This window comes from Brachybacterium sp. GPGPB12, from assembly GCF_038396325.1.
GTDB classification, from domain to species: domain Bacteria; phylum Actinomycetota; class Actinomycetes; order Actinomycetales; family Dermabacteraceae; genus Brachybacterium; species Brachybacterium conglomeratum.
In genome coordinates this window covers 3,912,755-3,936,377 of sequence record NZ_CP149573.1, presented here as the reverse complement: position 1 = coordinate 3,936,377, position 23,623 = coordinate 3,912,755, and the positions used below count along the sequence as shown (strand labels likewise).

The window sequence follows — 23,623 nt, the reverse complement described above, 5'->3', positions numbered from 1 at the left end:
GCATTATGTTAATCGGGGTCGTTCGCCTTTGCTGTCGCCATGATGAAAGCAGAAATGAGTAGTGATTATGTTCTCAATTGCGAGGAGACGTTGCCGATCCAGCGTCGTTGTTCCGGGGTTTCCACCGCTTGCGGATGGTAGTTCTTTCTTACCCAGGCCACGGCGGCATTGGCGGGTACCCCACCGATGATGGCGAGCGCGGCTAAGGCCGTTCCCGTTCGGCCTATGCCGCCGTCGCAGGCGATCTCGACCCGTTCGATTGCGGCTCGTTCGTACGCCTCATGGAGTCTTGCGACGGCGTCAGCCGTGGAGGTCGGGAGGGAGAAGTCCTGCCATAGAACCCAGCGGTGTGGCCAGAGATCGATACGCGGGGCGCGTCCCAGGAGATAGAACCCGAACTGAGGATCGAGTCCGTTGGGAAGCGGCGCGAGTAGGCCACGCCCTCGAACCCGGCGGCCATCGGGAAACTCAACCACGCCGTTACCGGTTTCCCATGTCTCGATCGCGTTCATGTCGCGGTGCCTATGCTTCATTTCGTCGGTCGATACAGAGGGTTGCGACGAGGTCTTCGTGGAGTTGGAACCAGACGCGGTGGCAGGAGTCGATGTCGGTCTTGTCGATCCAGTCAAGTTCCCCGCTCATGGCCCTGCGTAACGCCGACTCGTACCGCGCGACGTAGCCGTCGAACCTTGCGAGAACGGCAGATAGATTCTCGATCAAAGGAGCAAGTTCCGTTCCGAGGGTTGCGAGTTCTTCGAGAACGCGCCCGTCCCATGCGCGATCGAAATGATCATTGGGGGCGAATTGATCCGCTTCGGTCGGTTTGATCTGCCAGTCCGTGACGGCTCGCAACAAACGAGCGTTGAGTGGGAGGAAGACCCGATAGGTGGCCGCAACTACGCCGTCGGGGTCGGCGCTCCCGCGTTCTGCCATGAGTTGGCGCTCGTTCTCTGCCTTGCCAGAGTCGGTGAGCGACCAGCCATCGAGGTCAGCGAACGCGACGTCTTGCACCCACCCCGCATGTTCCGCGGCGCTCAACAGGCGCAGTGTGTCGGTGTGGCTCGTTCCGGCACGCTCGGCAACCGTTTCACTGTCGGCGAACCCCACGAGGCGCACGGCGTGCGGCACGAGGAGTGACGCCGCGGAATGATGGGTCATACTCGCTTGTCCTGCCTGGCGCTGAGACGGTTGACGTACTGCTGGCAAGCCTGTGGCGAGCGGAACCCCATCGCCTCGGCGATCTGCGCCCACGTCAACCCCTCGTTGCGAGCGGCGAAGAGCAGACCGACCTCCACGCTCTCGACCTCGGCGCGAGCGGCCGGGAGCAACGAGAGCGCTCCCAGGAGTTCATCCGGGGTCAGTTCGGATGAACGCCACAGGGCGTACTGCGTCAGCTCGACCGCTGACGGCGGAGCCGGTTCAGGTCGCCACGGCCGCGGCTCCAACTGGTCTGCACCTTTGTCGAGAAGCATGCCTTGGGCGTTGCGCTCACGCTCGGCCTGCGCATGGTCGGCGGGGCCGGGTCGTTCGAGGTCGTGCTTGCGTTCCATGCCACCCATCCTGCTACGATCAACACAATGTTGTCAATACTTCATTGATTGGTGGTGTGATGCTCACAACGCTCTCCGAGGCGAGCCGGACGGACACGGGCGGGAAAGCGGCGACGCTCGGAGTGCTTTGCTGCGCGCGGGGCGCCGGTACCCGATGGGTTCGTCGTGCCGAGCGGCATCCAGCAGACCGGCATCGAGGTCGGGCGCTCGTTGCGCGATGCGGTTGCCCGTGAACTGGCGCGGATGGGCGACCCTGTGGTGGCCGTGAGGTCATCGGCGACGGACGAGGACAGCGCAGAGGCGTCGGCCGCGGGCCAGTACGAGACCGTCCTCGGCGTGCGCGGCGCAGACGATGTGTGCCAGGCGGTCGCGACCTGCTGGGCTTCGGCCCGCGCCACGCGAGTGGGCGACTACTGGACTCGCTCAGGTGACACGTCGCCGCAGGCTTCGGGCATGTCAGTGCTCGTGCGGCCGGTCATCGAGGCCGATGTCTCAGGAGTCATGTTCACCCCTCAGCACGCCGATGAGCCGACGCGGATCGAAGCGTCTTGGGGGCTGGGTCTGCCAGTCGTGGGCGGTACCGTCGCCCCCGACGCCTACGAGGTCACCCCGGACGGGATCGTCGGCTTCTCGGCGGGAAGCAAGCAGACCCGTGTCGACCTGGATCACGAGCACGGCGGTGTCGCGACCAGTGCCGTCGCCCCCGACCGGCAATCCGCGCGCACCCTGGACGACGCCACGGTCACAGCCTTGGCCGACCTGGGAGGCTGGATCGCGACTGCGCTTGGCGGGCCGCAAGACGTTGAATGGGCGGTTGCTGACGGCACTGTCTGGATTCTTCAAGCACGTCCGATCACCGCCGCGCTTCCGGCCCGCAAGGTTCATGATTCGTCCGATCAGGCCGGGGTGCTGAGCGGCACTCCGGGTTCTCACGGAACCGTCACCGCGGCGGCTCGTGTCGTGCGCGGGCCTTCGGACTTCCCGACTGTCCGCGCGGGTGACATCGTGATCTGCCCGTACACCGGTCCCGCTTGGACGCCGCTGTTCACTGTCGCCGCCGGGGTCGTCACCGAGACCGGCGGCGCGCTCTCGCACGCCGCGATCGTCGCCCGCGAGTACGGCATCCCTGCCGTGCTCGGCATCGACGGCGCCACTGCCCATATCGAGAACGGTGACCGAATCACGCTTGACGGGACAGCCGGAACTGTGACCGTTCTTTGACCTCAAACCCTACCCCCGACTGAAAGGAGAGCGGGAGCATCGTCATGATGCTCCCGACCCACTCATGGCAACCAGGTATCTCTACATTGCCCGGCACGGTGACGCCGACGCGTTCGGCAACCTCACCGACACCGGGCACGAACAGGCCCGCCTGCTGGGTCAGCGATTGGCGCATCTTCCCATCGACGCCGTGTACCACTCGCCTTTGCCACGAGCCGCCGATAGCGCCCAACAACTCAACATCTTCCTCACTGGCACTGCGCCCGTCAGCGGAGCACCCGAGCTGATCGACCACGTACCCTACGTGCCCACACCGGAAGAGACTCCACCGTCGTGGGTGCCGTTCTTCGACGGCTACGACACCAACGAGGCCGAGGCCGGGCACAAGATCGCCCGGAGCCTCACCGCGAGATTCGCCACACCGCCCGAGGGCGACGACGATGCGCACGAAGTGCTCATCACCCATGCCTACCCGATCGCGTGGCTCATCCGTCATGCCCTGGACGCACCGGCGGTGCGGTGGCTCGGCCTCAGCGGCGCCAACGCCGCTCTGACCGTGATCGAGAACCGGCCCGAGCCGCCGCCGAGCATCACCATGTTCAACGACATGAGCCACCTTCGCCCCGAACTGCAATGGACGGGTTTCCCCAAGACGCCGCGCGCCCCTGAACGCCGCGAGAAAGACAAGGAGATTCGAGTGAGTGACTATGTAATCGAGGCCGAGGGGCTGGTGAAGCGGTATGGCAAGCACACTGCGCTGGACGGCGTGGATCTGCGTGCCCGCCCTGGAACCGTTCTCGGCGTCCTCGGCCCGAACGGGGCCGGGAAAACAACGGCGATCCGCATCTTGGCGACCCTGACCGGCCTCGATGCCGGAACCGCCAGAGTCGGCGGCATGGACGTAACCCGCGACGCGGCCAAGGTGCGACGGATCATCGGTTTGACCGGCCAGTACGCGACGCTGGACGAAGAACTCACAGGAGTAGGCAACCTGATCCTGATCGGGCGTCTGCTCGACCTGCGGAAACCCGAGGCCGCCCGCCGAGCAGACGCGCTGTTGGATCGTTTCGGCCTGACGGAGGCCGCGGGAAAGCCCGTGGCTACCTACTCCGGTGGGATGCGCCGACGCCTCGATCTGGCGGCAAGCCTGGTCGGTCATCCTCGCGTCGTGTTCCTCGATGAACCCTCGGTCGGCCTCGACCCCGGCAAACGCGAAGAACTGTGGCGGATCATCCGCGAACTCACCACGGATGGCGTCAGCGTCCTCCTGACGACGCAGTACCTCGAAGAAGCCGACGCGCTGGCCGACGAGATAAGCGTGATCGACCACGGGCGCGTTATCGCCCACGGCACCCCGCCTGAACTCAAGCAGATCGTCGGTGGGCAGGCCATCGCCATTCGCCCCAAGAATCCCGTAGACGTGGAGAAAGCCGCCGCCATCCTCGCCGCTGTTTCCGGCCACCCGGTCGAGCACGCCGCTCAACAAGAGTTGGTCGCGCCAGTTGACAGTGACCGGGCGATGTTCGACATCGCCCGCCGCTTCGAAGCGGAGAGCATCGAGGTTGCCGAGTTCGCGTTACGGCTCCCCAGCCTTGACGAAGTGTTCTTCACCCTGACCGGCGCACCCGCCACCAGCGGCAAGACCGACGAGGCCGAAAGGAGCCACGCATGAGCACCGTCTCCATCACAGCCACCAGTTCTGAGAGACGCCCAGCGGGGCTACTACGGCACAGCCTGATCCTGGCCCGCCGGAGCCTGGCCAAGTCCGCCAGGAACCCCGGCGCACTGGTCAACGGAGTCGTCACACCAGCGATCTTCCTGCTTTGCTGTTCGTCTACCTGTTCGGCGGCTCAGTAGCAGGCTCCACCGACGACTACCTGCTCTATCTCTTCCCCGGAATCGTGGTCATGGGCGCAGGACTCTCAGGGATGCTTTCCAGCGGCCTGAGCATCAACATCGACATGAAGAAAGGCGTCTTCGACCGATTCCGCGACCTGCCCATTGGACGATCAGCACCACTGCTCGGGTCGATCATGGCGGACATGGTGCGCTACGTCATCGCCATCGCTTTGCTGTTCGGTATCGGCTACCTCATGGGCTTCCGCGTCCAGACGGATACCGGATCAGCCTTGGCCGCAGTCGCGCTCGTGCTCGCGTTCGGATTCTGCCTGAGTTGGGTGACGGTGTTCCTCGGGGTGCTGGTCAAAGACGAGGGCGCAGTCATGGCGTTCGCGTTCATCGTCTTCATCCCACTCATGCTCGGTTCCAGTCTCGCGGCCCCCATTGACACGCTCCCTGAATGGCTCCAAGCCTGGGCGAACGTCAACCCCGTTACTCACGCGATGGACTCTGCCCGAGCACTGCTGGCCGGTGCGCCGACTGGAAACTCGATCATCCAGACCATCCTCTGGTCGGCTGGAATCTTGATCGTTTTCTGCCCGCTGGCGATCGCCGCTTACAACCGCAAACGTTGATAGTCGCACCGTTACCTCACCCGGGCGCGGCGCGGGCCATAGCCGACAAGCACTCACCCTTACCAGTCGCCCGACCCACCGCCGCGCCAGACTCGTCACCGATCTCAAACTTCTGGATGTACGGGGTTCTGCGGAGTCACAAAGCCAGCGACTCTTGACTGGCGACTTCCTTGATTATGGACAAGAGGAAGAAGTCCACAGCGATCGTTGGACCCGTGCCGCCTTTGGTGACCACCGATGCTGAGCGAGAACTGTCCGACACCATCTCGTGCTTTCTGGCTCAGCTACGCGATCTGCCATCGGAGAGACGCCGTTGACAGAGGTCTGCATGACTTACAGGCAGTCGGATGAAAGCCGGAGGTAACGGCTTCCAGCCTCTGCTGGCGCGCACTCACACGATCCATCGCCCTATCGGGCCGCTGGCGTATGACTGCGTGAAGGTCATCATCGTCAGAGATGGATCAGCGATCTTGTTCAGTGAGTTCGGGCAGAAGCCGGTGCGCCCCGGCGACGTGATCCTGCTCGGACCGAACGTCCTCTGCGGTTCCGAGCCCGAAGGTCACATCACGGTCACCACGATCTACGCGGACACGGACTATGTGATCGATCAGGCGTTCTGGCAGTACGCCGGCATCGTCTACGACCGGCTGGATGCGCCGGTGTTCGTCAAGGAGACCTTCACCGAGCCGGCGCAGATCATCCGCCTCGGCGAGCGAAGACGCGGGGCTACTCATGCCGTGGCTGGATGAGCTTGTCGGGCTCAGCCTCGATGACGCGCACGCCCGGTTCCATCGGATGCAGGCACTCTGGTTCAACGTGATGGATCGCATCGCCCCGCACATCCGAGTGACCGACCATCGGGTCTCGCCCTCGCAGCGGGCGCGGAGCCTGCCGGTGCATCCGCGAGTGCGGCGCTTCGCCCCGACACGGGCGGAGGCCGACATGGTGCGTGCCGCGCTCAGCGGCGCGATCGCCAACCCCTGGACGCTGGATGATCTCTCCGAGATGGTGCATCTATCCACCAAGCAGGTCGCACGGGTGTTCGCCGACGCCTACGGGAAGACACCGCTGGCGTATCTGACGATGCTTTGCGGGTTGAGGAGATGGCGCGGTCGCTGCGGGAGACCGATCTGACGATCGAGCAGGCGGGCCGCAAAGTCGGATGGCAGTCACGCAACCGCGCCTCCGAAGCCTTCCGACAGGCGACCGGCCTGACCCCGAGCCGCTACCGGATCATGCTGGCTACGCAGTACCGCCGCCATCACGACCAGCCCCGCGGCATCGCCGGTTCGACTACAGCGTGCGTCCCAGGCCTGTCCCACTCGGGCGTCGAGACTGTCCAGAATCGAAGGTCGAGCTGAACGGGTTCGGGAGCCGTCTGCGCTTCCCGCCCTGGTTGCGCAACTGCTCGATTTGACGCTGCTGCGCCGTAACGCGCTCGTTCAAGCTCTCCTGGTCGCCGTGCAGTTGCACGAGCCGCTGGCTGAGTGTGGCGTTCACTTCTTCCAGTCGTTGCGCAAGCGCCGCTTCAGCCGGCGCGGTTGCGACGGGTTGCATCTCCGCATTGACCGCAACGGCCTCGTCCAGCGCATCCGCGGCAGAAGCCTGGGTCAGGCGGCGGTGCGCGATGCGGCAGAACATCGCCGTGCGCGCGACCTCAGGGGAAAGGCCATCGGGGTAAGCCTCTGACAGGGCGTCTTCGATGAGCTGGATGCTCGGAAGGGTCAGCAGAACCGGAGCGGTGCTCTCGAACGCGGCGGCGAGAGATGCGCAGTCCTCGCCGACAGTGATGTGACCGTCGATCATCTTCTCCACCTGCGGCGTGATGCCCGCTGGGTCGGGTTCGCCCGGCTCGGGGAGGACGTGCGAGTCCCAGAGGTCGGCGCCGATGTCCTCGCGGTAGTTCCCGTAACGGCGCGGCTCCTGAGCCACCGCGCTCCGCTCGTCCTCGGCCAACACGAGCATCATCTGCTCCGCCATGACGGTCTCCTCTACGCCCGCACGACGCGTGCCGGCACGACCCTTCGACACCCAGGTGATCGGCTCCCTCCCGACCAGACTGCACCGTGTCAACCTAGGTTTCCCGCGATTTGCAAGAGGTGTGGACCAACTCTGAGCGGTAGGTGATCAGGCTGGCGACGAGAGAACGCCGAGCCAAAAATTATGCCGTGGGAAGCCCGGTAAGGGTCGCGCAGGTGACAGGGAGGTGAGTGGGAAGCGCTGGAGAAGTTCGGCGCCGGAGACGGACTCGCTTACCTGGCGACAACCAGACCGGTAGGGCAGGCAACCGCTCAGCACCGGGAAAGCCAATCACCCGGAGCAACTTGTGTCTGCACGTCGCACTTCCCCCCGTTTCCTCGCCGCGAATTGGCTCGACCTTCAGCGGGTACGGAGGGCTCGACCTTGCCGTCGAACACGCCACTGGTGGGGGATACGGTCTGGTTCTCCGAGATCAACACCTCGGTCGCGCAAGTCTTCTCTCACAATTGGTCGGATGCCCCAAACCTCGGCGACATCTCCGTCATAGACTGGAGTACCGTACCGCCGGTCGAAATCGTGATAAGCGGCTTCCCCTGCCAGGGCGTCTCAATCGTCGGCAAGGGTGCAGGCATCGCGCCAGGTACTCGCTCGGGGCTCTGGTCGTGCATGGCACGCGCAATCGAGGAGCCGCAACCCGCGTGCGTCGTGATCGAGAACGTAAGGGGTTGCTCTCGGCCCCCGCTACCCGACCCGCGAAGGGGTATCAAGTGGACCCGTTGACCGTGATCCTACAGCCGCTGGCCATGCAACCGTTTGCGACTTGGCATCCGACCCGTGCGGTCTGGGGGACGCATCAGCCCGACCTCTTCGGACGGCAGGCGCCGTACTCGGAGACCTGGCCGACTTGCGGTATGACGCACGATGGATCGGCCTACCGGCTTCACTTTCCGGCGCTGATCACCATCGCTTCCGTATCTTCATCGTCGCCTACCGCAGGGGCGCTGTTCCGGACGCCGCTAGCAACGGACTCCTCTCGGGGCGGAGAGACGATGGAGACGGTCAGAGCCCGCGGCGGCACTATCGCACTGAGTCATCAGATAATCGACCTCGCACTTAACGGACCGGGCGGCTCGACCATCAACTCGAACGCGCGGAGACCCTGTTCGCGCTAGTCGACAGCATCTTCGTCGCTGGGGGCGATACGCCGACGCCGTCGCACGATGGGAGCACATCACCCGACGCGGCGCCCCTGCCCCCGCAGTTCTGAACGAGGACAGAGGGCCACGTTCGTCGCCGGAGTTCGTGGAATGGCTTATAGGTCTGCCAGTCGGATGGATCACCGACCCGATGGGTGATCTGACTGCAAATCAGCAGAACACCGCGTTGGGTAACGGGGTCCTGCCACTTCAAGCGCTCCTTGCCCTGCGCAGTCTTGGACTACGTATGGAACCACGCTGATTTGGGCGATCGTCAACTGCCGCGCAACGATCGGCGGAGTTCGGGAACAGTTCGACGGCCGAGCCTCAGATAATACCGTCGAGGCGGCTTGCTCGATCTGCGGCTTCGGCATCGCCCCGATGATCTCGCGCACGATCTCACCCTTGTCGAAGACCTTCATCGCAGGGATCGAACTGATGTTGTAGCGCGAGGCGATGTCGGGGTTCTCGTCGACATTGAGCTTGGCGATGAGAAGCTTTCCATCCTGCTCGGCAGCAATCTGGTCCAGGACCGGCGCGATTGCACGGCACGGGCCGCACCAGGTCGCCCAGAAGTCCACGAGAACGGGAACGTCGCTCTGGAGCACAACCTCATCGAAGGTCTGGGTGTCGACGGTGGTGACTTCGCTCATGGGACTGATTTCCTTCCTGTTACACGTTGCGTGCGATAGACCGCACGCACACCACAACACCCTACCCCCTGGGGGTATTCCCGTGGTGCTGGTTTCAGGCCAGTCGCATCGTGGTCAAGCAGGTTTGCGCATCGTCGTCGACGCTCGAAAGTTTGGAGGTGGCGGTCTGGCCGTCGTGGGTGATCGAGATCGACGTCTCGATGCCTCGGGGCGACCAGATCCCGACGAAGCCGTTGTCGAGGGTTCTCATCTCCTCGTCGACGATCGTCTCGCCGGTCGTCGCATCCGTCACCGTGACGGCCACGTCTGCGTTGCGCGCTCACCCAGGCATCCGGTCGGGCTGTGGTAGTAGCAATCATGGGTCTGCGACCGATACGGGGCGACGGATACGTAGATCTCGTTACTTGGCAACCGCACCTCTGCCGTGTGTTCGTGCTGATCGGTGAGCGTGACCGCCTCCGCAGTGATCGACGTGGTCAAGGTCTCCGTGCGTTCGTCCAGCGGGATCGCATCGAGCGTTTCGACCAGCTCACGCACGTCGAGGCCATCGAGACCGTTCTCGGCAAGGATCTCGGCTCCGCTGGCCGAGGAGGCTGAGGGTGAGTCGTTGGCGGCCGTGCATCCGGTGAGCAGGAAAGCGCCGACCACGACGGTGATTGCAGCGGTTTTCGTTCCGCCGTACTTCGGGAATGGCCTGAAGTTTTTCATGGGATTCCTTGCCGTGTCTGCCGTGGTGCCAATTGGCCATACTACCCCATAGGGGTAGTGCCTACCTGCGTGACGCGGAAGCCCCCGGAACGAGCCCGGGAGGGGGCACTGCGTTCAGTCGTGCTTGCTGATTTCCGGTTCATGTTCGGCAATGTGCTCGGTCTCGATCTGGAAGGTCGAGTGATGGATGGAGACCTCGAAGTGTCCTGCGACGCAATCTTTGATCTCGTGGAGCGTCTGCGCGGCATGACCGTCGGTGAAACACTCGTCGTCGACGACGACGTGGGCGGTCAGGGTCGGCAGGCCGGTCGCCACAGTGGAGGCGTGCAGGTCATGGACATCTTTGACATGGTCAAGTTCGAGGATGTGCGAACGCACCTTGTCGAGGTCGAGGCCCTTGGGAGTGAACTCCATAAGGACGCCGGTGGTCTCGCGCATGAGCTTGAACGCGCGAGGCACGATCAATGTGGCGATAAGCAGTCCGGCGATGGCATCGGCCTGCATGAACCCGGTCGTGGCGATGACGATCGCCGCGATGATCACTCCGAGCGACCCGAGGGCATCATTGAGAACTTCGAGGAACGCGGCACGCATGTTGAAGTTCGAACCGCGGCTGGAGGCGAGGATGGTGATGGCGATGATGTTCGCGACCAGGCCGATGATGCCGAATATCAGCAGTTCGCTTGCGGGCACCTCCGGCGGCTCGAACAGTCGCCGGATGCCTTCGATGGCGGCGTAGGTGCCCACCGCCAGCGACAGTGCCGACTGTCCGAGGGCTGCGATCACTTCGATACGCCGGAACCCCCAGGTGCGCTTGGAGTTGGCGGGCTTGAGCATCAGCGTCGCGGCGATCAGTGCGACCAGCGACCCGGAGGCATCGGTAATGGCATGGGCGGTGTCGGTCAGCAGTGCGAGGTCGCCGGTGATGATCGAGCCGATGGCCTGGGCGACGACGATCGTCGCGGTGATCGAGAATGCGATCCAGAGTTTCTTGCGGAAATCTCCGGGGTGACCGGTCTCGCTGGCGGCGGGGCCGTGATTGTGTCCTGCGCCCATGTCTACTTCTTGTCCGTATCTGTCGCGTGGTGGGTATGTGGGAGTCGCAGGTGCGTGCAGAGCAGGGCCTGCGTGCCGGTGGCATCGAGGAGGCGTTCGGCGGCGGCGATGAGGGTACGCAGGAGCTCGGACTGTGCCAGCGAGTACCAGGTGGAGCGCCCTTCCGGGCGCATCGTCGCCAGGCCGCACTCGACGAGGAAGCCGACATGCTTGCTCACCGTGGACTGGGCCAGGCCCATGTGCTCGACCAGGTCCCGGACCCGGTGCTCCCCGGAGGCGAGGTCTTTGCACGATCGCTAACCTCGTCGGCTCCGCAAATGCCTGGAACAGGTGGGCGTACGCTACTGTCGCCACTTCGTCGAGGGTTGCCCCCTCCTCTTGAATCATCGTCATAGGGCGATCATATCGCGCTAGAGCGATATTGTCGAGTGTGATCTGTTGCTCCGACACGGAATGAAACTCAGGGGTCCCGTCGCACCCGAGGATGGGCTACCTGGGGGATGGTCGGTCGCATAGCTGCAGTGGGGAGCTACGTCAGCTGACCATCGGCCCCGGTGGAGAGCAGGCGGGGTGGGGAGCCGATGTCGATGAGTCGGGTGAAGTAGTCCTGTGCGCAGGTGGCGAAGACCCCTACCTGCGGGTGGCTCCTCCTCTGCCCTGGCCAGGTCAGCGCCACGGTCACCCGTGGGGCATCCTCGATGGGCAGATAGACCACCTCCGGCGCGCGGTGATTGTGCGTTGTCGCCTCTGCAGTGATGCCGATGGCGTCGCCGACAGCGATGCGGGTTAACCACTCGTCCGTGTTCGCCACCGAGATCGTGCGCGGCATGCGAGCAGTCGTACTCCACAGCTCCCCGGTGGCCGTCGGAGCGGTCGCGCAGACCGCCACCGGCCCGTCAGCGAGATCGGCTAGGGTCACCGACTCCTGCCGGGCACGCGAGTCGGTACTCGTCACCGATGCAACCAGGCGTTCGGTGAACAGCGGTAACCGCTCCAAACCCGGACCAATGGCACGTTTGGGTGAAGAAGAGCGGATGAGTGCGGCATCGATCGCCCCCGTCGCGCAGGGCCCAGATCGGGTCCGTCGGGCGACTGTATTCGATGAGCTCAGCGTGCCCACGCTTCCATTCCTGGAACAGAGGCAAGGTGTGACGGCCAAAGCCGGCCCAGGCGCAACGGCACCAGGATGCGCAGTGAGGCCGTGGTGCGATCTTCCAGGTGAAAAGGTAGGTTTGAATCCGGTTCCGAGAAGGGCACATGGGCCTGGGTCCGACGATCAGACTCTGTTGTGAGCCGCGGCCCGCCCTCGCCCTCGCAACGTTCAAGTGAGTAGATCCTGGAACGGCCGAACTTCAGACGGATGCCGTAGCCGCCGTTGGGTCCGTCAGGCAGAAACTCTGCCCCAATTCTTCGAGGGCGGCCCGCACACGCTCCTGCTTCTTCTACGACAAGTCGTGTCGCCCCTTCTCGAAGTCGCGCAACTCTTCCTTGGTCACGTTGGCTTCACGGGCGATATATTGGGCGCTCACCTTCACGAGGATGCGCGCGGCGCGTGTCATGTCACCGTTGAAGATGTGCTGGCTCTCCATCACTCGCCTCCAACGACGTGTGTCCTATTGGGCTCAGCGGGAAGTGGAGGTGCCTACGGGATTCGAACCCGTGTAAACGGTTTTGCAGACCGCCGCCTATCCTCTCGGCCAAGGCACCAAGTCGCCGGCGAAGTCAGTCGCCCGGCGTGAGGCCAGCAACCAGGTTGAAGGCGCCGGTGAGAATGTTCAGCGACACGACCCCGACGACATCAGAGATCTCACGGTCGCTGTACCCGTATCCCCGAAGCTCGTCAATCTGCTCGTCGGTGATCGACGTAGGCTCACGGTAGACCTGGAGGCCGAGCGCGATCATCGCCGCGACCGGGCCGGTCATCGCCGTACCCTGCTGGGCGAGTGCGATCTCGTCATCGCTGACCCCGAGCGATCGTGCCGCGCTGATGTGCGAGGCCAGGCACATTCCGCATCCCTGCTTCGACTGCACGGCGATCGAAACGAGCTCGCTGACCTTACGGTCGAGCTTGGCGCGACGCATGGCTTTGCTCAGCGCGCAGATAGCCGCCGAGCACCGCCGGGGAGTGCGCCATCGTCGAGACCATGTCTCCGACCTGGCCGTGCCGCTCGACGAGATCGCCGAGCAAGTCTCGTGAGGCCCCCACTGCGGTCTCAGGGGTCAATCGGGAAAAACGGGGCATGATGCCTCCTCTGTCAGTTCGGTCGCGAGTTCGAGGTGGGAGAACCCGCACGAGTGCGTTCCTGCTTGCTGATGTTCGGCATGGAAGATCGCGACCTCAGCCAGCGCCCCGGCATGCACACCGTTCAATAGGTAGAAGTCGCCGGACTCGCGTCGCTGCCGACTCACGATCCCGGCCGACTCCAGGCGGTGAAGCTCGTGGGAGGTCTGGTCGACGGGAAGGTCGACGATGTCCGCCAGGTGATTGGCAGAGACCTCGATGTCGCGAATGGCGAGGATCATCTTCACACTCACCGGATTCGCCAGCAACGCGAAGACTCCGACCGCCGCATTCAGATGCGGTGTGTCATACGTGGCGTGCACGTGCTCAACCTTTTTCATAGTCATCAATACTACCCCATACCCCTATAGGGTATCAAGGGTTATTCAATCGATGTGACGGACTCGGAAACGCGTGGCCGGGTGCGGCGGATCGGGGTGAGGCCAGAGGCGACGGGTCCGCGCAGGAGCACGTGTCCAGTCGGGAGGGTCAACCGCGTCCAACGGCCGGCGGTTGAGATCGTGGCCCCGTTTCCTCGGCTGAGGAACCCGAAGACGTAGGCGGCGAACGCAACGCCTTGTGGCAGCGATGCGAGTGCCGTGTCCGGGGTGCCCCAAACCGTGCCCCGGATCTTGCGGACGACATCGTCGCCGGGTTTGTCGGGAAGTGCTTGGGCGACGGCCTCGATGCCGGCACGGGCGCGCGCATCAGCGTCAGGCTGGACACATCCGCAATAAGTCTCCACCCGTGTTGCGGGGGTTCGACGCTGGTCCAGGCGGGTGCCAGCGCGGTTTCCGGCAACGCCAGGGTAAGAGGGACGGCGGTCGCGGTCAACGTTTCCACGGTGACGTCGCACTGCGACTGAGGGTCGGAGCGGAGCGTGCGAAGGACGAGGATCGTAGGAGTGCGGTCGAGCGGACCACGGGGCGTTAGCGCGGTCGCGCTCATGCGCAGCGACCCGGCCGCGGCCTGCAAGCGCACGCCATGGGCACCGGCCTGCGCGGCCCGCTTAGCGAAGGTGAGCGCGTCGCGGGCGGACGGCGCGTCGGCAAGGATCAAGCGCGCTGGCATCCTGAGGGTTTGTGCCCGCCGTGTCCTGGAACGCGGTGATCGGGGTCCGGGTTCAGGAGCGAACGAGCCGGTTGATGGCGTCGGTGGCTTCCTGGATCTTCTCGACGGCCGCCTCGTCGCTGAGCTTGGCGGCATCAAGCACGCAGTGCTTGAGATGGTCGTCGAGCAGACCAGTCGCAACCCCCTGGAGGGCACGGGTCAGAGCGGAGACCTGGGTGAGGATGTCGATGCAGTACTTCTCCTCATCGATCATCTTCGCGATCCCACGCGCCTGTCCTTCGATGCGCTTCATGCGGCCGAGATAGCGCTCCTTGTCGCTGATGTAGCCGTGCTGGTGGGAATCGGTATCGACAGACATGGGCATGTCCTTACTTCTGGCGCTCCAGGACGGAACGCGTGCTGGCTTCGGGTGTGAGGTCGATGCGCCGCAGCGGCTGGGCGTTGAGCGCGACAACCACGGTGGAGGCTGACATCAGGATCGCGCCGATCGACATTGGCAGGACGAATCCCACCGGTGCCAGGATACCGGCCGCCAACGGCACCGAAAGAAGGTTGTAGCCGGCGGCCCACCACAGGTTCTGCTTCATCTTGCCGTATGCGCGTCGCGACAGCTGGATGATCGAGAGCACGCCGCGTGGGTCGGAACTGGCCAGGATCACCCCGGCCGAGGCGATGGCGACATCGGTGCCCGCGCCGATCGCGATGCCGACATCGGCCTGCGCCAGAGCCGGGGCGTCGTTGACGCCGTCGCCGACCATCGCGACCCTCTTGCCCTCTTCCTGCGGCTGGGAGACCTTCGCGGACTTGTCCTCCGGGCGCACGCCGGCGAAGACGCGGTCGATGCCGAGCTCCAGTCCGACCTCGTTCGCGACCGCCTCGGCATCGCCGGTGATCATGACGACCTCGACACCGAGGGCGTGGAGGGCGTCGACGGCGTCGCGGGATTCTGGCCGGACCTCGTCGGCGAGCCTCAGCCCGCCGACCACCTGGCCGCCGCGGAGAACGTGCAGAATGATCGCGCCCTCGGAGCGCCATGCCTCGGCCGTGCCGACCTCGTGCTGACCGGTCTCCTCGAGCGGCCGGGGCCCGCCGACGCGGACCTTCTGGCCGGAGACGGTCGCGGTGACGCCGACGGCGGGCGAGGATGAGAAGCCGCTGGCCTGCTGGAGGGCAAGGCCCTTGTCCTTGGCGGCGGTGACGATGGCCTTGGCGAGCGGGTGCTCGCTGTCGGCCTCGGCCGAGGCAGCGAGGGCGAGGACCTGGTCGGCGTCGAGTTCGCCGGTCGGCTCGACGCCGGTGACGGTGGGCTCGCCCTTGGTCAGCGTGCCGGTCTTGTCGAACAGCACCGCGTCGACCTGCCGCATGGACTCCAGCGCCAGGCGGTCCTTCACTAGGACGCCTCCGCGGGCGGCTCGCTCGGTGGCGATGGAGACGACCAGCGGGATCGCCAGGCCGAGGGCGTGGGGGCAGGCGATGACGAGCACGGTGATGGTGCGCACGACGGCCTCGTCGGGCATGCCGATGAGCGTCCAGACGACCGCAGTGACCAGCGCCGCGCCAAGAGCGAACCAGAACAGCCAGGCCGCGGCCTTGTCGGCGATCCGCTGGGCGCGGGAGGATGAGTTCTGCGCCTCGGCGACGAGCCGGTTGATGCCGGCCAGGGCGGTGTCGTCACCGGTGGCGGTAATCTCCACCCGCAGGCCGGAGTCGGTGGCGACGGTGCCGGCGGTGACGGTCTGGCCCTCGCCGCGAGAGACCGGGCGGGACTCGCCGGTGATCATGGACTCGTCCATGTCGGCGCGGCCGTCGACGATGGTTCCGTCGGCCGGGACGCGCCGCCGGGGCGCACGATGACCACGTCGCCCACGTCGAGGTCGGCTGGGGCCACCTTGACGACGTTCTCGCCCTCGACGCGCTCGGCCTCGTCTGGCGGCAGTGCCGCCAACGAGTCGAGCGCCGAGGTGGTCTGGGCCAGGGAGCGCATCTCGATCCAATGGCCCAGCGAAGATGATGACGATCAGCGGCGCCAGTTCCCACCAGAATTCGAGCTCGTGATGGACGAGCCCGAGCGTGGCGGCCCAGGAGGCGAAGAAGGCCACCGTGATCGCCAGAGCGATGAGCAGATCATCCCGGGCTTGCGGGACTTCAACTCGCTGACGGCACCGGTGAGGAAGGGCCTGCCGCCCCAGACGTACATGACGGTGCCCAGTGCCGCGGCGACCCAGCCCGCCCAGCCGGGGACCTCGTAGCCCAGCAAAGATGGCGAACATCGGTGAGAGGGCAACCGCGGGGATGGCGATGACGAGGTTGATCCAAAACAGCCGGCGGAACTGGCCAACGTGGTCCCCGTGCCCGCCATGGCCGCTGTGATCTCCGTGCCCACCGTGCTGGGCATGCTCATCGTGGCCGCCGTGCTCGTCGAGGCCCGTGTGGCCTGAGTGCTCGCCCGTGGTCCATGGCGTGGCCCTGATGCCCGGTGTGCTGACCCTCGCGCGTGCCGTGCGCATCCGCCGAGGCGTGCGCGGACACAGACCCGTGGTGATGCTCGCCGTGGGCGGGTGTATCGGTTTCGTGGCCGTGGTGCTGGTGTGAGTTCGGGTCCGTCATGATTCCTCTCCTCCGTCATCGAGCCAGGCCGATTGCCGCTCACCCGGTGGCCGGGCAAGCGAACGTCGGCTCAGGACGCTGGTTGGATCTCGCTCTCGACGACCCACTTGTGGTTCGTCATCTTCATGCCGTCCGTCTCGTAGTCGACCATGTAGACCGTCTCATCGGTGGACGAAGCGATGGTGGCCTTTACGCCTTCCATGCCTTCCATGTGCTCGGCGAGCAGAGTCACCTCTGTGCCGTCGGCCAGAAGCTCGTCGCCGGCATCCTCAATTTCTTCCTGCACGACCCACTTGTGATCAGTGACGGGGTCGCCGCCACCTGCGGGCGTGTAGTTCACGGAGTACGTGTACGTGTCGAATGCGCCGGAAATCGTTGCTGTAGCCCCTTCCATGCCTTCCATGTGGTCGGCCGTGAGTCGCACCTCGGTACCGACAGGGTAGGTGGGCTCACTGGCTTCGGCGATACCCTCGGGTGCCGGTCCGCCGTCCATCGGGTGCTCCATCTCCTCATCACCGCTTTCTGCGTTGTTGCCGCCGTGGCCCTGATGCTCCTCAGTAGCCGAAGGGTCGGTCTGCTGGTCGTCGTCTGCTCCGCTGGCGCAACCGGCGAGCACGAGCGCCACTCCGAGCGCTCCCGCCGCCAGTCCTGTTCGCAGTCTCCTCTGCATGTCATTTCCTTTCATCAATATGCCTACCATATACCCCTAGGGGGTACTAGTCAAGGCTTGTGTGTTGTGTCGGTATGGATCAATCGGAAGCCCCTTCTCAGAGGGTCTGCTCGTGTTGGATGGGCAATGCGGCGATGAGGGGATGGTCGAAGCCCGTCGGTCCGATCTTCGCGGCTCCTCCGGGAGAACCCAACTCGTCGAAGAACTCGACGTTGGCCTTGTAGTAGTCAGACCATTCGTCGGGCAGGTCGTCTTCGTAGTAGATGGCCTCGACGGGGCAGACCGGTTCGCAGGCTCCGCAGTCGACGCATTCGTCGGGGTGGATGTAGAGCGAGCGTTCGCCCTCGTAGATGCAGTCGACAGGACATTCGTCGATGCAGGCGCGGTCCTTGACGTCCACGCAGGGAAGCGCGATCACGTAGGTCATGGTCGCTCCTCTCGGTCGGGTGCGGATCGGCGGTGAGAGCCGGTGGGAGGCTCGGGGAAGTCGTCAGTCTCTGCCGGGCCTGCGGCCGGGTGCGGGATGCGCAGGCGCAGGACGGTGGCGACGAGGCTGAGGGCGATGATGATCGCACCGAGGATCGTCATCGTCCCCGACAGGGTGAGCACCGGCACGAGCAATCCGGCGACGATGGTGGGCACGCCGAATGCCAGGTAGGCAACTGTGTAGATCACAGCCATCACGGCGGCGCGTTCCGACGATGCCGTGTGGGGCATGAGTGTGCGCAGTACCCCGAGGAACGCTGTGCCGAACCCGGAACCGACGATCGCGACCGAGGCGACATAGGCTGAGTAGGAACCGAGTGCGAGGGCGCCGATGCTCACTGCGGTGCCGAACGCCAGGGCACTGGTCGCATACAGGCTGATGGTGCGGGCGGAACGCCGCTGTAGGACGGACGAGGCGGTGACTCCGGAGATCGCCAGTGCGAAGATGACGATCCCAGCTTGGGTGTGCGTGGAGCCCCCAAGCTCACTGCCGACGAGGTCGGCTCCGAGCGCGAGGAAAAGCCCGTTGGTCGCCCACCCGGCGATGATCACGGGCACTCCGGCGGTGAACATGCGGCGCAGGTGCGGTGGCACGGTGAACCGCGGACGGAGGTCGCCACGTCGTATCCGGGTCTTCGGGGCCAGTTCCGGTGTGCTCCACACGACCGTTGCCACGATGAGGAAGGCAAGCACGAGCGACCCGAAGACGGCAGTTGTCGGTTCGGAGGTGAGATCGAGGAGAAGCGCGAGCACCGAGAGCCCCGGCCCCAAGGCCAATCATCGGGCCGATCGTGTTCCACAGGGCTGCGATGTTCCGATGCGACGGGGACTCGAAGTCGATCATCATCGCCGACAGCGCCGGGATCAGCAGACCCGCTGCGAGCCCTTGCAAGGCTCGGGCGACCAGGAGCGCCGCGAGGCTACCGGCGAACCAGAACATGGCCACGCTCAGCGCCAGCGCCAAAGAACCGGCGGCCACGACCGGACGTCGGCCGACGTGGTCGGAGAGTGGTCCGAGGTAGAGCGACGCGGCCAGGAGGGTGAAGGTGTAGACCGCGAACACGAGTGTGGTGGCGACGGGGATGAGTCCGAGCCGTTCGGCGATCTGGGGGTAGAACAAGGACGGCGCGCTGGCGGCGGCCATCATGAGAATGGTCGCTGCCAGCGAGAGCACGAAGCCCCGCCGTGGGATCTGCCTAATACAGTCTCCCGCCATCGCCTATGCCCGCACGCCGTGGAGCTGCTGCCCCCACTGGTAGACGGTGCCGACTGCGTCGATGCCAGTGACGCCGACGACGATGCCGTCGGTCTCGTGGCGGACGATGAACTCCTCACCGGCTTCCAGGTGGGCGTCTGCGCCGGCTGTGTACCCGACTCCGGAGATCATCTGACCGTAGACCATTGCCATGTAAGGGCCGCGTGGCAGGTAGGCGCCCGGATCGTCGCTAATGCCGAGGTCGTGCAATGCGGCCTGCGCGGCATGCGCACCCTGTGCGGCGGCGTCTTCCCAATGGTCGATGCGCCAGGCGCCCAGTGCCTCGTCGTGGTGCGTGGCCACACCTCCGGCGCGTAGACGTGTTCTGCCGCGGCGCGGAGGTGATCGTCGACGTCGATACCGTTCGTCCACGGTGACGGGGCCGCGGGCGTCGTGCCGAGCGCGAGGAGAAGGAAGTCAGCCTCGACGGGATTTCCGTCGTTGAGGGTGATGGTGACACCGGATTCTGTTTCGTCGACATGCTGGAGAGTGCGACCGAATCGGGCCTGCACCTTGGCGGCATGGTCGGCGGCGAGGCGCTCAGCCACGGGCGCCCCAAACGCTCCGACGCCGGGAACTGAACTGCGGGAGACCAGCGTGACCATGCGTCCGTCGGCTTGCAGAGACGAGGCTGTCTCGGCTGCGATGATTCCACCGCCGTAGATCGCTACCCGCGCGGGTCGCCCCAGTCCGGTCAGCGGCTTTCGGATGCCCAGGGCATCCTCCACGGAGTGAAGAGCGGTGACCCGCCCTTGTCCGGCGTCTTCGCCGCCGAACACGTCAGCGGGCAGGGAGCGAGGCATACTCCCGGTCGCGACGATGAGCGCGTCGTAGGAGACCTGTGCGCCGGAGGTCAGCTGGACCTGCTTCGCCGAGGTATCGACTTTGAGCACGGTGTCGGCGATGACCTCGATCTGAGGCGCCGGGAGCTTGATCATCTCCGGCGGTGTCGGACCGAACGCGATTCCCTTGATGAGCATCCGCGTATAGGGCGTCTCCCCGGTGCGGGTCACCAGCGTCACCCGGACATCGTCGCGTGAGGCGAGAGTGCGGGCGGCGCGGCCCCCGGCCGCTCCCGAGCCGAGGATGAGAACGTGCTGTGGGGTCATAGAAGAACTCCTGAACTGCTGGTCGTGATCGAACTGATGCGCCGGCGTCAGGAGCGCACGAGGCGGGCGATGGCCTCGGACGCCTCGCCGAGCCTCTGCTCGCTCACTGGTCCGCCGGCGAGTGCGGCGTCGAGGACACAATGCTTGAGGTGATCGTCGAGCAGGCCGAGGGCGACATTTTCGAGTGCCCTGGTGACTGCGGAGATCTGGGTGAGGATGTCGATGCAGTAGCGGTCCTCGTCGACCATCCGATCGATGCCGCGGATTTGGCCTTCGAGGCGCCGCAGACGATTGCGGTACTTCGTCTTATCGCTGATGTATCCGTGGACGGACGCGTCGCCGTCGCCTCCTGCGGGGCAGGTGTCGAGGTGGGTTTCGGTGGTGGGAGTCGTAGTGGTCATGTCGGTTCGCTCCGATCAGGTGGCGGGGTGCCGCAGCGGTGCCGCGGCACCCCGCACGCTGGTGGATTACGCCATGTTGGCGGCGTACTTGGCCGGGTCCGAATCGAACGCAGGCCCACAACCAGCGCAAGAGAAGTAGTAGCGCTCATCCTCGAAGTCGCGGTAGAGGCCGGCGGCCTCGGCGGTCTTCTTGCTGACCGGGGTGCCGACCATGACCGGGCAGGTGGTCATGTCATCGGCGCCCCCGCCAAGAAGGTTCTCGCGTCCACCGTTCTCCACGGCCGGGTTGGTCTCGTTCGTCTTTGCAGCAGCAGCTGCTCATTCTCTGGTGTTCCTTCGTTATTGGATTCGTGTGGATGGGTGGGTTCTCGTACGTCACTTCGAGGCGACGCTCGTGAACCCGCGCAGGCGGAGGCTGTTGCCGACGACGAAGACGCTGGAGAACGCCATCGCCGCACCTGCGAGCATGGGGTTGAGCATGCCGAGCGCAGCGACCGGGATCGCGGCGGTGTTGTAGGCGAATGCCCAGAACAGGTTGGTCTTGATCGTCGACAGGGTCTTCCTGGACAGGCGGATCGCGTCGACGGCGGCCCGCAGGTCACCGCGCACGAGCGTGATGTCGGAGGCCTCGATCGCGACGTCCGTGCCGGTGCCCATCGCCAGGCCCAGATCAGCCTGCGCGAGCGCGGGGGCGTCGTTGACGCCGTCGCCGACCATCGCGACGATCTTGCCCTCTTCCTGGAGGCGAGTGACGACGTCGACCTTGTCCTTGGGTAGCACTTCGGCGATGACCTCGTCGATGCCGACCTCGGACGCGATCTGGCGGGCCACGGCCTCGTTGTCACCGGTGAGCGGCACCGGGGTCAGGCCGATCTCCTTGAGCCCGCGGATCGCCTCGGCGCTCGTGGGCTTGACGGTGTCGGCGACGACGAGGATGCCGCGCGCGGCACCGTCCCAGCCGATCGCGACGACCGTCTTGCCCTCGCCCTCGGCCTGGGCCTTCGCCTGTGCGACCTCCGGAGAGAGCTTCTGCGACCAGTCCGCCAGCAGAGACTCGCGGCCGACGACGACCGGGGTCCCCTCGACGATGCCCTGCACGCCCTTGCCCTCGACATTGGCGAAGTCCTCTGGAGTAGGCGACTGGCCGACTTCCTGGGTCGCGCCCTTGGCGATCGCCTGCGCAATCGGATGCTCCGAAGAGTCTTCCAGTGCACCGGCGAAACGCAGCGACTCCGTACGATCCACACCGGGCTCAGTGATCACGTCGGTCAGAGTCATCTTGCCGCTGGTGACGGTGCCGGTCTTATCGAGCACGACGGTGTCGACCTTGCGAGTGGACTCCAGCACCTCCGGGCCCTTGATGAGGACGCCCATCTGCGCACCGCGCCCGGTGCCGACGAGCAACGCGGTCGGGGTCGCCAGACCCAGCGCGCAGGGGCAGGCGATGACGAGCACAGCGACCGCTGCGGTGAACGCGGCGGCGACGGGGAACCCGCCTCCCAGCCAGGCGCCGAGGGTGATGAACGCGACGACGATGACGATCGGCACGAAGATGCCGGAGATACGATCGGCCAGACGCCGCACACCTCGGCCTTGCCGGTCTGCGCGTCCTCGACGAGCTTCGCCATCTGTGCGAGCTGTGTGTCCGAACCCACACGAGTCGCCCGCACGACCAGGCGGCCGCCGGCGTTGACGGTGGCACCGGTGACCGAGTCGCCCTCGCGGACCTCGACCGGCACGGACTCGCCGGTGAGCATCGAGGCGTCCACCGCGGAGGAGCCGGAGGTCACGAGACCGTCGGTGGCGATCTTCTCGCCTGGACGGACGATGAACTCGTCGCCGACCGCCAGCTCAGAGGTGGGGATCTTCACCTCTACGCCGTCGCGGAGTACGGCGACTTCCTTCGCGCCCAACTCCAGGAGGGCGCGCGCCGCGGCCCCGGCCTGGCGCTTGGATCGCTTCTCGAAGTAGCGGCCGGCGAGGATGAACATCGTCACGCCCGCGCCGACTTCGAGATAAATGTTCGCCGCGCCATCCGACGGAGCGATCGTGAACTCGAAGGGGTGCGTCATGCCGGGAGTGCCGGCAGTGCCGAGGAAGAGCGCATAGAGCGACCACAGCGGCGCGACGGAGGTACCCATCGAGATGAGCGTGTCCATCGTCGCCGCACCGTGCTTGAGGTTCGTCCACGCCGCCTTGTGGAACGGCCAAGCTCCCCAGATGATCACCGGTGCGGCCAGGGCGAGTGAGGCCCACTGCCAATACGTGAACTGCGGCGCGGGGATCATCGCCATCGCGATCACGGGAACAGTGAGCACGATCGCGCCGATCAGCCGATGCCGCAGCGAGGTGAGCTCACTGTCTTCCTCCTCCCCGGCCTCGGTCTCCGACATGTTCGCCGTAGTGTCCTTGGGCTTGGGCGGGAGTGCGGCCGTGTACCCGGTCTTCTCGACCTCGGCGACCAGCAGTGACGGATCGTAGCCGGCAGGCACGGTGACCTTAGCCTTCTCAGTGGCGTAGTTGACGGTGGCCGCGACGCCATCGAGCTTGTTCAGCTTCTTCTCGATCCGGTTCGCGCAGGAGGCGCAGGTCATCCCGCCGATCTCCAACTCGATGTCCGGCCCACCCGTTGGGGGCGCTGATGTGCTCATCCTCTTCCTTCTTTCTCAGCTCTCGTGCGACGCCAGGCCCTGCGGGTCAGTGGCCGTCGGAATGCGAATCGTCTGTCTTCGAGCCGTCACCGTGCTCGGCGTCGATCACGAACTCGGCGGTGTGCACCTGCCCGTCGACCTGGAAGTCCAGGTAGAGCAGGTAACGGTCGGCGGTCGGGGCCTCCGCTGCGAATCGGATCTCGGGTCCGGCCGTGTCCCCGGCCTGGGGCTCGTCGCCCTCGGCGTGGACGTGC

General features: G+C 65.3%; 27 protein-coding genes, 1 tRNA gene and 4 pseudogenes. 9 read left to right on the top strand and 23 right to left on the bottom strand.

From position 1 onward, the window contains the following. Positions 1-65: 65 nt before the first annotated feature. Genes WKH84_RS22985 through WKH84_RS22975 form a run of 3 tightly spaced genes read right to left on the bottom strand, consistent with a single transcriptional unit; the run spans position 66 to position 1,550 of the window. On the bottom strand, positions 66-512 hold the full coding sequence (locus tag WKH84_RS22985; protein WP_341855233.1) for a protein-tyrosine phosphatase family protein: 447 nt from the start codon (positions 510-512) through the stop codon (positions 66-68). Positions 513-522: 10 nt separating this feature from the next. Continuing rightward, complete coding sequence (locus WKH84_RS22980) at positions 523-1,158, bottom strand: transcriptional regulator (RefSeq protein ID WP_341855232.1); 636 nt, start codon at positions 1,156-1,158, stop codon at positions 523-525. Further along, positions 1,155-1,550 (bottom strand): DNA-binding protein, encoded by a 396-nt coding sequence (locus tag WKH84_RS22975; RefSeq protein WP_341855231.1) that lies wholly within the window; start codon positions 1,548-1,550, stop codon positions 1,155-1,157. Before WKH84_RS22975 ends, WKH84_RS22980 begins: the two co-directional genes overlap by 4 nt. Before the next feature lie 165 nt (positions 1,551-1,715). Here WKH84_RS22975 and WKH84_RS22970 point away from each other — a divergent pair, with 165 nt between their 5' ends. The 7 genes from WKH84_RS22970 to WKH84_RS22940 all read left to right on the top strand — a co-directional run bounded on the left by WKH84_RS22970 (position 1,716) and on the right by WKH84_RS22940 (position 6,606). Next, positions 1,716-2,771: a PEP/pyruvate-binding domain-containing protein gene (locus WKH84_RS22970; protein WP_341855230.1), complete on the top strand. Its 1,056-nt coding sequence runs from the start codon at positions 1,716-1,718 to the stop codon at positions 2,769-2,771. Between the two features lie 64 nt (positions 2,772-2,835). Beyond that, positions 2,836-4,443, top strand: coding sequence for an ATP-binding cassette domain-containing protein (locus tag WKH84_RS22965; protein ID WP_341855229.1), 1,608 nt, complete (start codon positions 2,836-2,838; stop codon positions 4,441-4,443). Continuing rightward, a complete protein-coding gene (locus WKH84_RS22960; RefSeq protein WP_341855228.1) occupies positions 4,440-4,628 on the top strand; it encodes a hypothetical protein in 189 nt (62 codons plus the stop codon). Before WKH84_RS22965 ends, WKH84_RS22960 begins: the two co-directional genes overlap by 4 nt. Then, a complete protein-coding gene (locus WKH84_RS22955; protein ID WP_341855227.1) occupies positions 4,595-5,245 on the top strand; it encodes an ABC transporter permease in 651 nt (216 codons plus the stop codon). Before WKH84_RS22960 ends, WKH84_RS22955 begins: the two co-directional genes overlap by 34 nt. A gap of 434 nt (positions 5,246-5,679) precedes the next feature. Then, entirely contained in the window at positions 5,680-5,994 is a 315-nt protein-coding gene (locus WKH84_RS22950; RefSeq protein WP_341855226.1) for a hypothetical protein, read from the top strand. Next, complete coding sequence (locus WKH84_RS22945; RefSeq protein ID WP_341855225.1) at positions 5,978-6,379, top strand: hypothetical protein; 402 nt, start codon at positions 5,978-5,980, stop codon at positions 6,377-6,379. The genes WKH84_RS22950 and WKH84_RS22945 overlap by 17 nt, the downstream gene beginning before the upstream one ends. Further along, positions 6,349-6,606 carry a helix-turn-helix domain-containing protein gene (locus WKH84_RS22940; protein ID WP_341855224.1) on the top strand — a complete coding sequence of 86 codons (258 nt, stop codon included), beginning with the start codon at positions 6,349-6,351 and terminating at the stop codon, positions 6,604-6,606. Before WKH84_RS22945 ends, WKH84_RS22940 begins: the two co-directional genes overlap by 31 nt. Here the strand turns inward: WKH84_RS22940 and WKH84_RS22935 are convergent. Next, positions 6,539-7,225, bottom strand: a complete 687-nt coding sequence (locus WKH84_RS22935) for a hypothetical protein (protein ID WP_341855223.1) — start codon at positions 7,223-7,225, stop codon at positions 6,539-6,541. The genes WKH84_RS22940 and WKH84_RS22935 overlap by 68 nt on opposite strands. Before the next feature lie 444 nt (positions 7,226-7,669). On the opposite strand from WKH84_RS22935, the gene WKH84_RS22930 reads away from it, so the two are divergent. Beyond that, on the top strand, positions 7,670-8,005 hold the full coding sequence (locus tag WKH84_RS22930; RefSeq protein ID WP_341857019.1) for a DNA cytosine methyltransferase: 336 nt from the start codon (positions 7,670-7,672) through the stop codon (positions 8,003-8,005). Between the two features lie 769 nt (positions 8,006-8,774). Here WKH84_RS22930 and trxA read toward each other — a convergent pair. From trxA to WKH84_RS22875, 11 genes and pseudogenes are all read right to left on the bottom strand, one after another. After that, positions 8,775-9,074 (bottom strand): annotated as a pseudogene (gene trxA / locus WKH84_RS22925) (thioredoxin); the annotation flags it as partial. Positions 9,075-9,168: 94 nt separating this feature from the next. Continuing rightward, positions 9,169-9,782: pseudogene (locus WKH84_RS22920) on the bottom strand (CueP family metal-binding protein). A gap of 114 nt (positions 9,783-9,896) precedes the next feature. Continuing rightward, complete coding sequence (locus WKH84_RS22915) at positions 9,897-10,838, bottom strand: cation diffusion facilitator family transporter (protein WP_341855222.1); 942 nt, start codon at positions 10,836-10,838, stop codon at positions 9,897-9,899. 2 nt (positions 10,839-10,840) lie between these two features. After that, entirely contained in the window at positions 10,841-11,077 is a 237-nt protein-coding gene (locus WKH84_RS22910) for a winged helix-turn-helix domain-containing protein (RefSeq protein WP_341855221.1), read from the bottom strand. A gap of 290 nt (positions 11,078-11,367) precedes the next feature. Next, positions 11,368-11,958 (bottom strand): LysR substrate-binding domain-containing protein, encoded by a 591-nt coding sequence (locus tag WKH84_RS22905; RefSeq protein ID WP_197464198.1) that lies wholly within the window; start codon positions 11,956-11,958, stop codon positions 11,368-11,370. Positions 11,959-12,280: 322 nt separating this feature from the next. Next, positions 12,281-12,427, bottom strand: a complete 147-nt coding sequence (locus tag WKH84_RS22900) for a hypothetical protein (RefSeq protein WP_156491183.1) — start codon at positions 12,425-12,427, stop codon at positions 12,281-12,283. Between the two features lie 44 nt (positions 12,428-12,471). After that, positions 12,472-12,545 (bottom strand) — tRNA-Cys (locus WKH84_RS22895). Between the two features lie 15 nt (positions 12,546-12,560). Further along, positions 12,561-12,920, bottom strand: a complete 360-nt coding sequence (locus WKH84_RS22890; RefSeq protein ID WP_341855220.1) for a carboxymuconolactone decarboxylase family protein — start codon at positions 12,918-12,920, stop codon at positions 12,561-12,563. Between the two features lie 138 nt (positions 12,921-13,058). Further along, positions 13,059-13,442 (bottom strand): transcriptional regulator, encoded by a 384-nt coding sequence (locus WKH84_RS22885; protein WP_341855219.1) that lies wholly within the window; start codon positions 13,440-13,442, stop codon positions 13,059-13,061. Between the two features lie 800 nt (positions 13,443-14,242). After that, the gene (locus tag WKH84_RS22880) at positions 14,243-14,548 is read right to left on the bottom strand and encodes a metal-sensitive transcriptional regulator (protein ID WP_006214168.1); all 306 of its coding nucleotides are present in this window, start codon (positions 14,546-14,548) and stop codon (positions 14,243-14,245) included. Between the two features lie 10 nt (positions 14,549-14,558). Then, positions 14,559-16,647: pseudogene (locus WKH84_RS22875) on the bottom strand (heavy metal translocating P-type ATPase). 3 nt (positions 16,648-16,650) lie between these two features. Here WKH84_RS22875 and WKH84_RS22870 point away from each other — a divergent pair. Next, on the top strand, positions 16,651-16,782 hold the full coding sequence (locus WKH84_RS22870; protein ID WP_259273829.1) for a hypothetical protein: 132 nt from the start codon (positions 16,651-16,653) through the stop codon (positions 16,780-16,782). Positions 16,783-16,867: 85 nt separating this feature from the next. Here the strand turns inward: WKH84_RS22870 and WKH84_RS22865 are convergent, their stop codons facing one another. The 8 genes and pseudogenes from WKH84_RS22865 to WKH84_RS22830 all read right to left on the bottom strand — a co-directional run bounded on the left by WKH84_RS22865 (position 16,868) and on the right by WKH84_RS22830 (position 23,369). Next, a complete protein-coding gene (locus WKH84_RS22865; protein ID WP_341855218.1) occupies positions 16,868-17,467 on the bottom strand; it encodes a YdhK family protein in 600 nt (199 codons plus the stop codon). Positions 17,468-17,564: 97 nt separating this feature from the next. Next, on the bottom strand, positions 17,565-17,894 hold the full coding sequence (gene fdxA, locus WKH84_RS22860) for a ferredoxin (protein ID WP_006214165.1): 330 nt from the start codon (positions 17,892-17,894) through the stop codon (positions 17,565-17,567). Further along, positions 17,891-18,706 (bottom strand): hypothetical protein, encoded by an 816-nt coding sequence (locus tag WKH84_RS22855; protein WP_341855217.1) that lies wholly within the window; start codon positions 18,704-18,706, stop codon positions 17,891-17,893. The genes fdxA and WKH84_RS22855 overlap by 4 nt, the downstream gene beginning before the upstream one ends. A 466-nt stretch (positions 18,707-19,172) precedes the next feature. Beyond that, a complete protein-coding gene (locus WKH84_RS22850; protein ID WP_341855216.1) occupies positions 19,173-19,361 on the bottom strand; it encodes a hypothetical protein in 189 nt (62 codons plus the stop codon). Beyond that, a complete protein-coding gene (locus tag WKH84_RS22845) occupies positions 19,337-20,317 on the bottom strand; it encodes an NAD(P)/FAD-dependent oxidoreductase (RefSeq protein WP_341855215.1) in 981 nt (326 codons plus the stop codon). Before WKH84_RS22845 ends, WKH84_RS22850 begins: the two co-directional genes overlap by 25 nt. 47 nt (positions 20,318-20,364) lie before the next feature. Continuing rightward, positions 20,365-20,718, bottom strand: coding sequence for a metal-sensitive transcriptional regulator (locus WKH84_RS22840; RefSeq protein WP_006214162.1), 354 nt, complete (start codon positions 20,716-20,718; stop codon positions 20,365-20,367). 66 nt (positions 20,719-20,784) lie between these two features. Next, positions 20,785-20,997, bottom strand: a complete 213-nt coding sequence (locus tag WKH84_RS22835; protein ID WP_341857057.1) for a hypothetical protein — start codon at positions 20,995-20,997, stop codon at positions 20,785-20,787. 96 nt (positions 20,998-21,093) lie between these two features. Further along, positions 21,094-23,369, bottom strand: a pseudogene (locus tag WKH84_RS22830) (heavy metal translocating P-type ATPase). Positions 23,370-23,623: the final 254 nt, after the last annotated feature.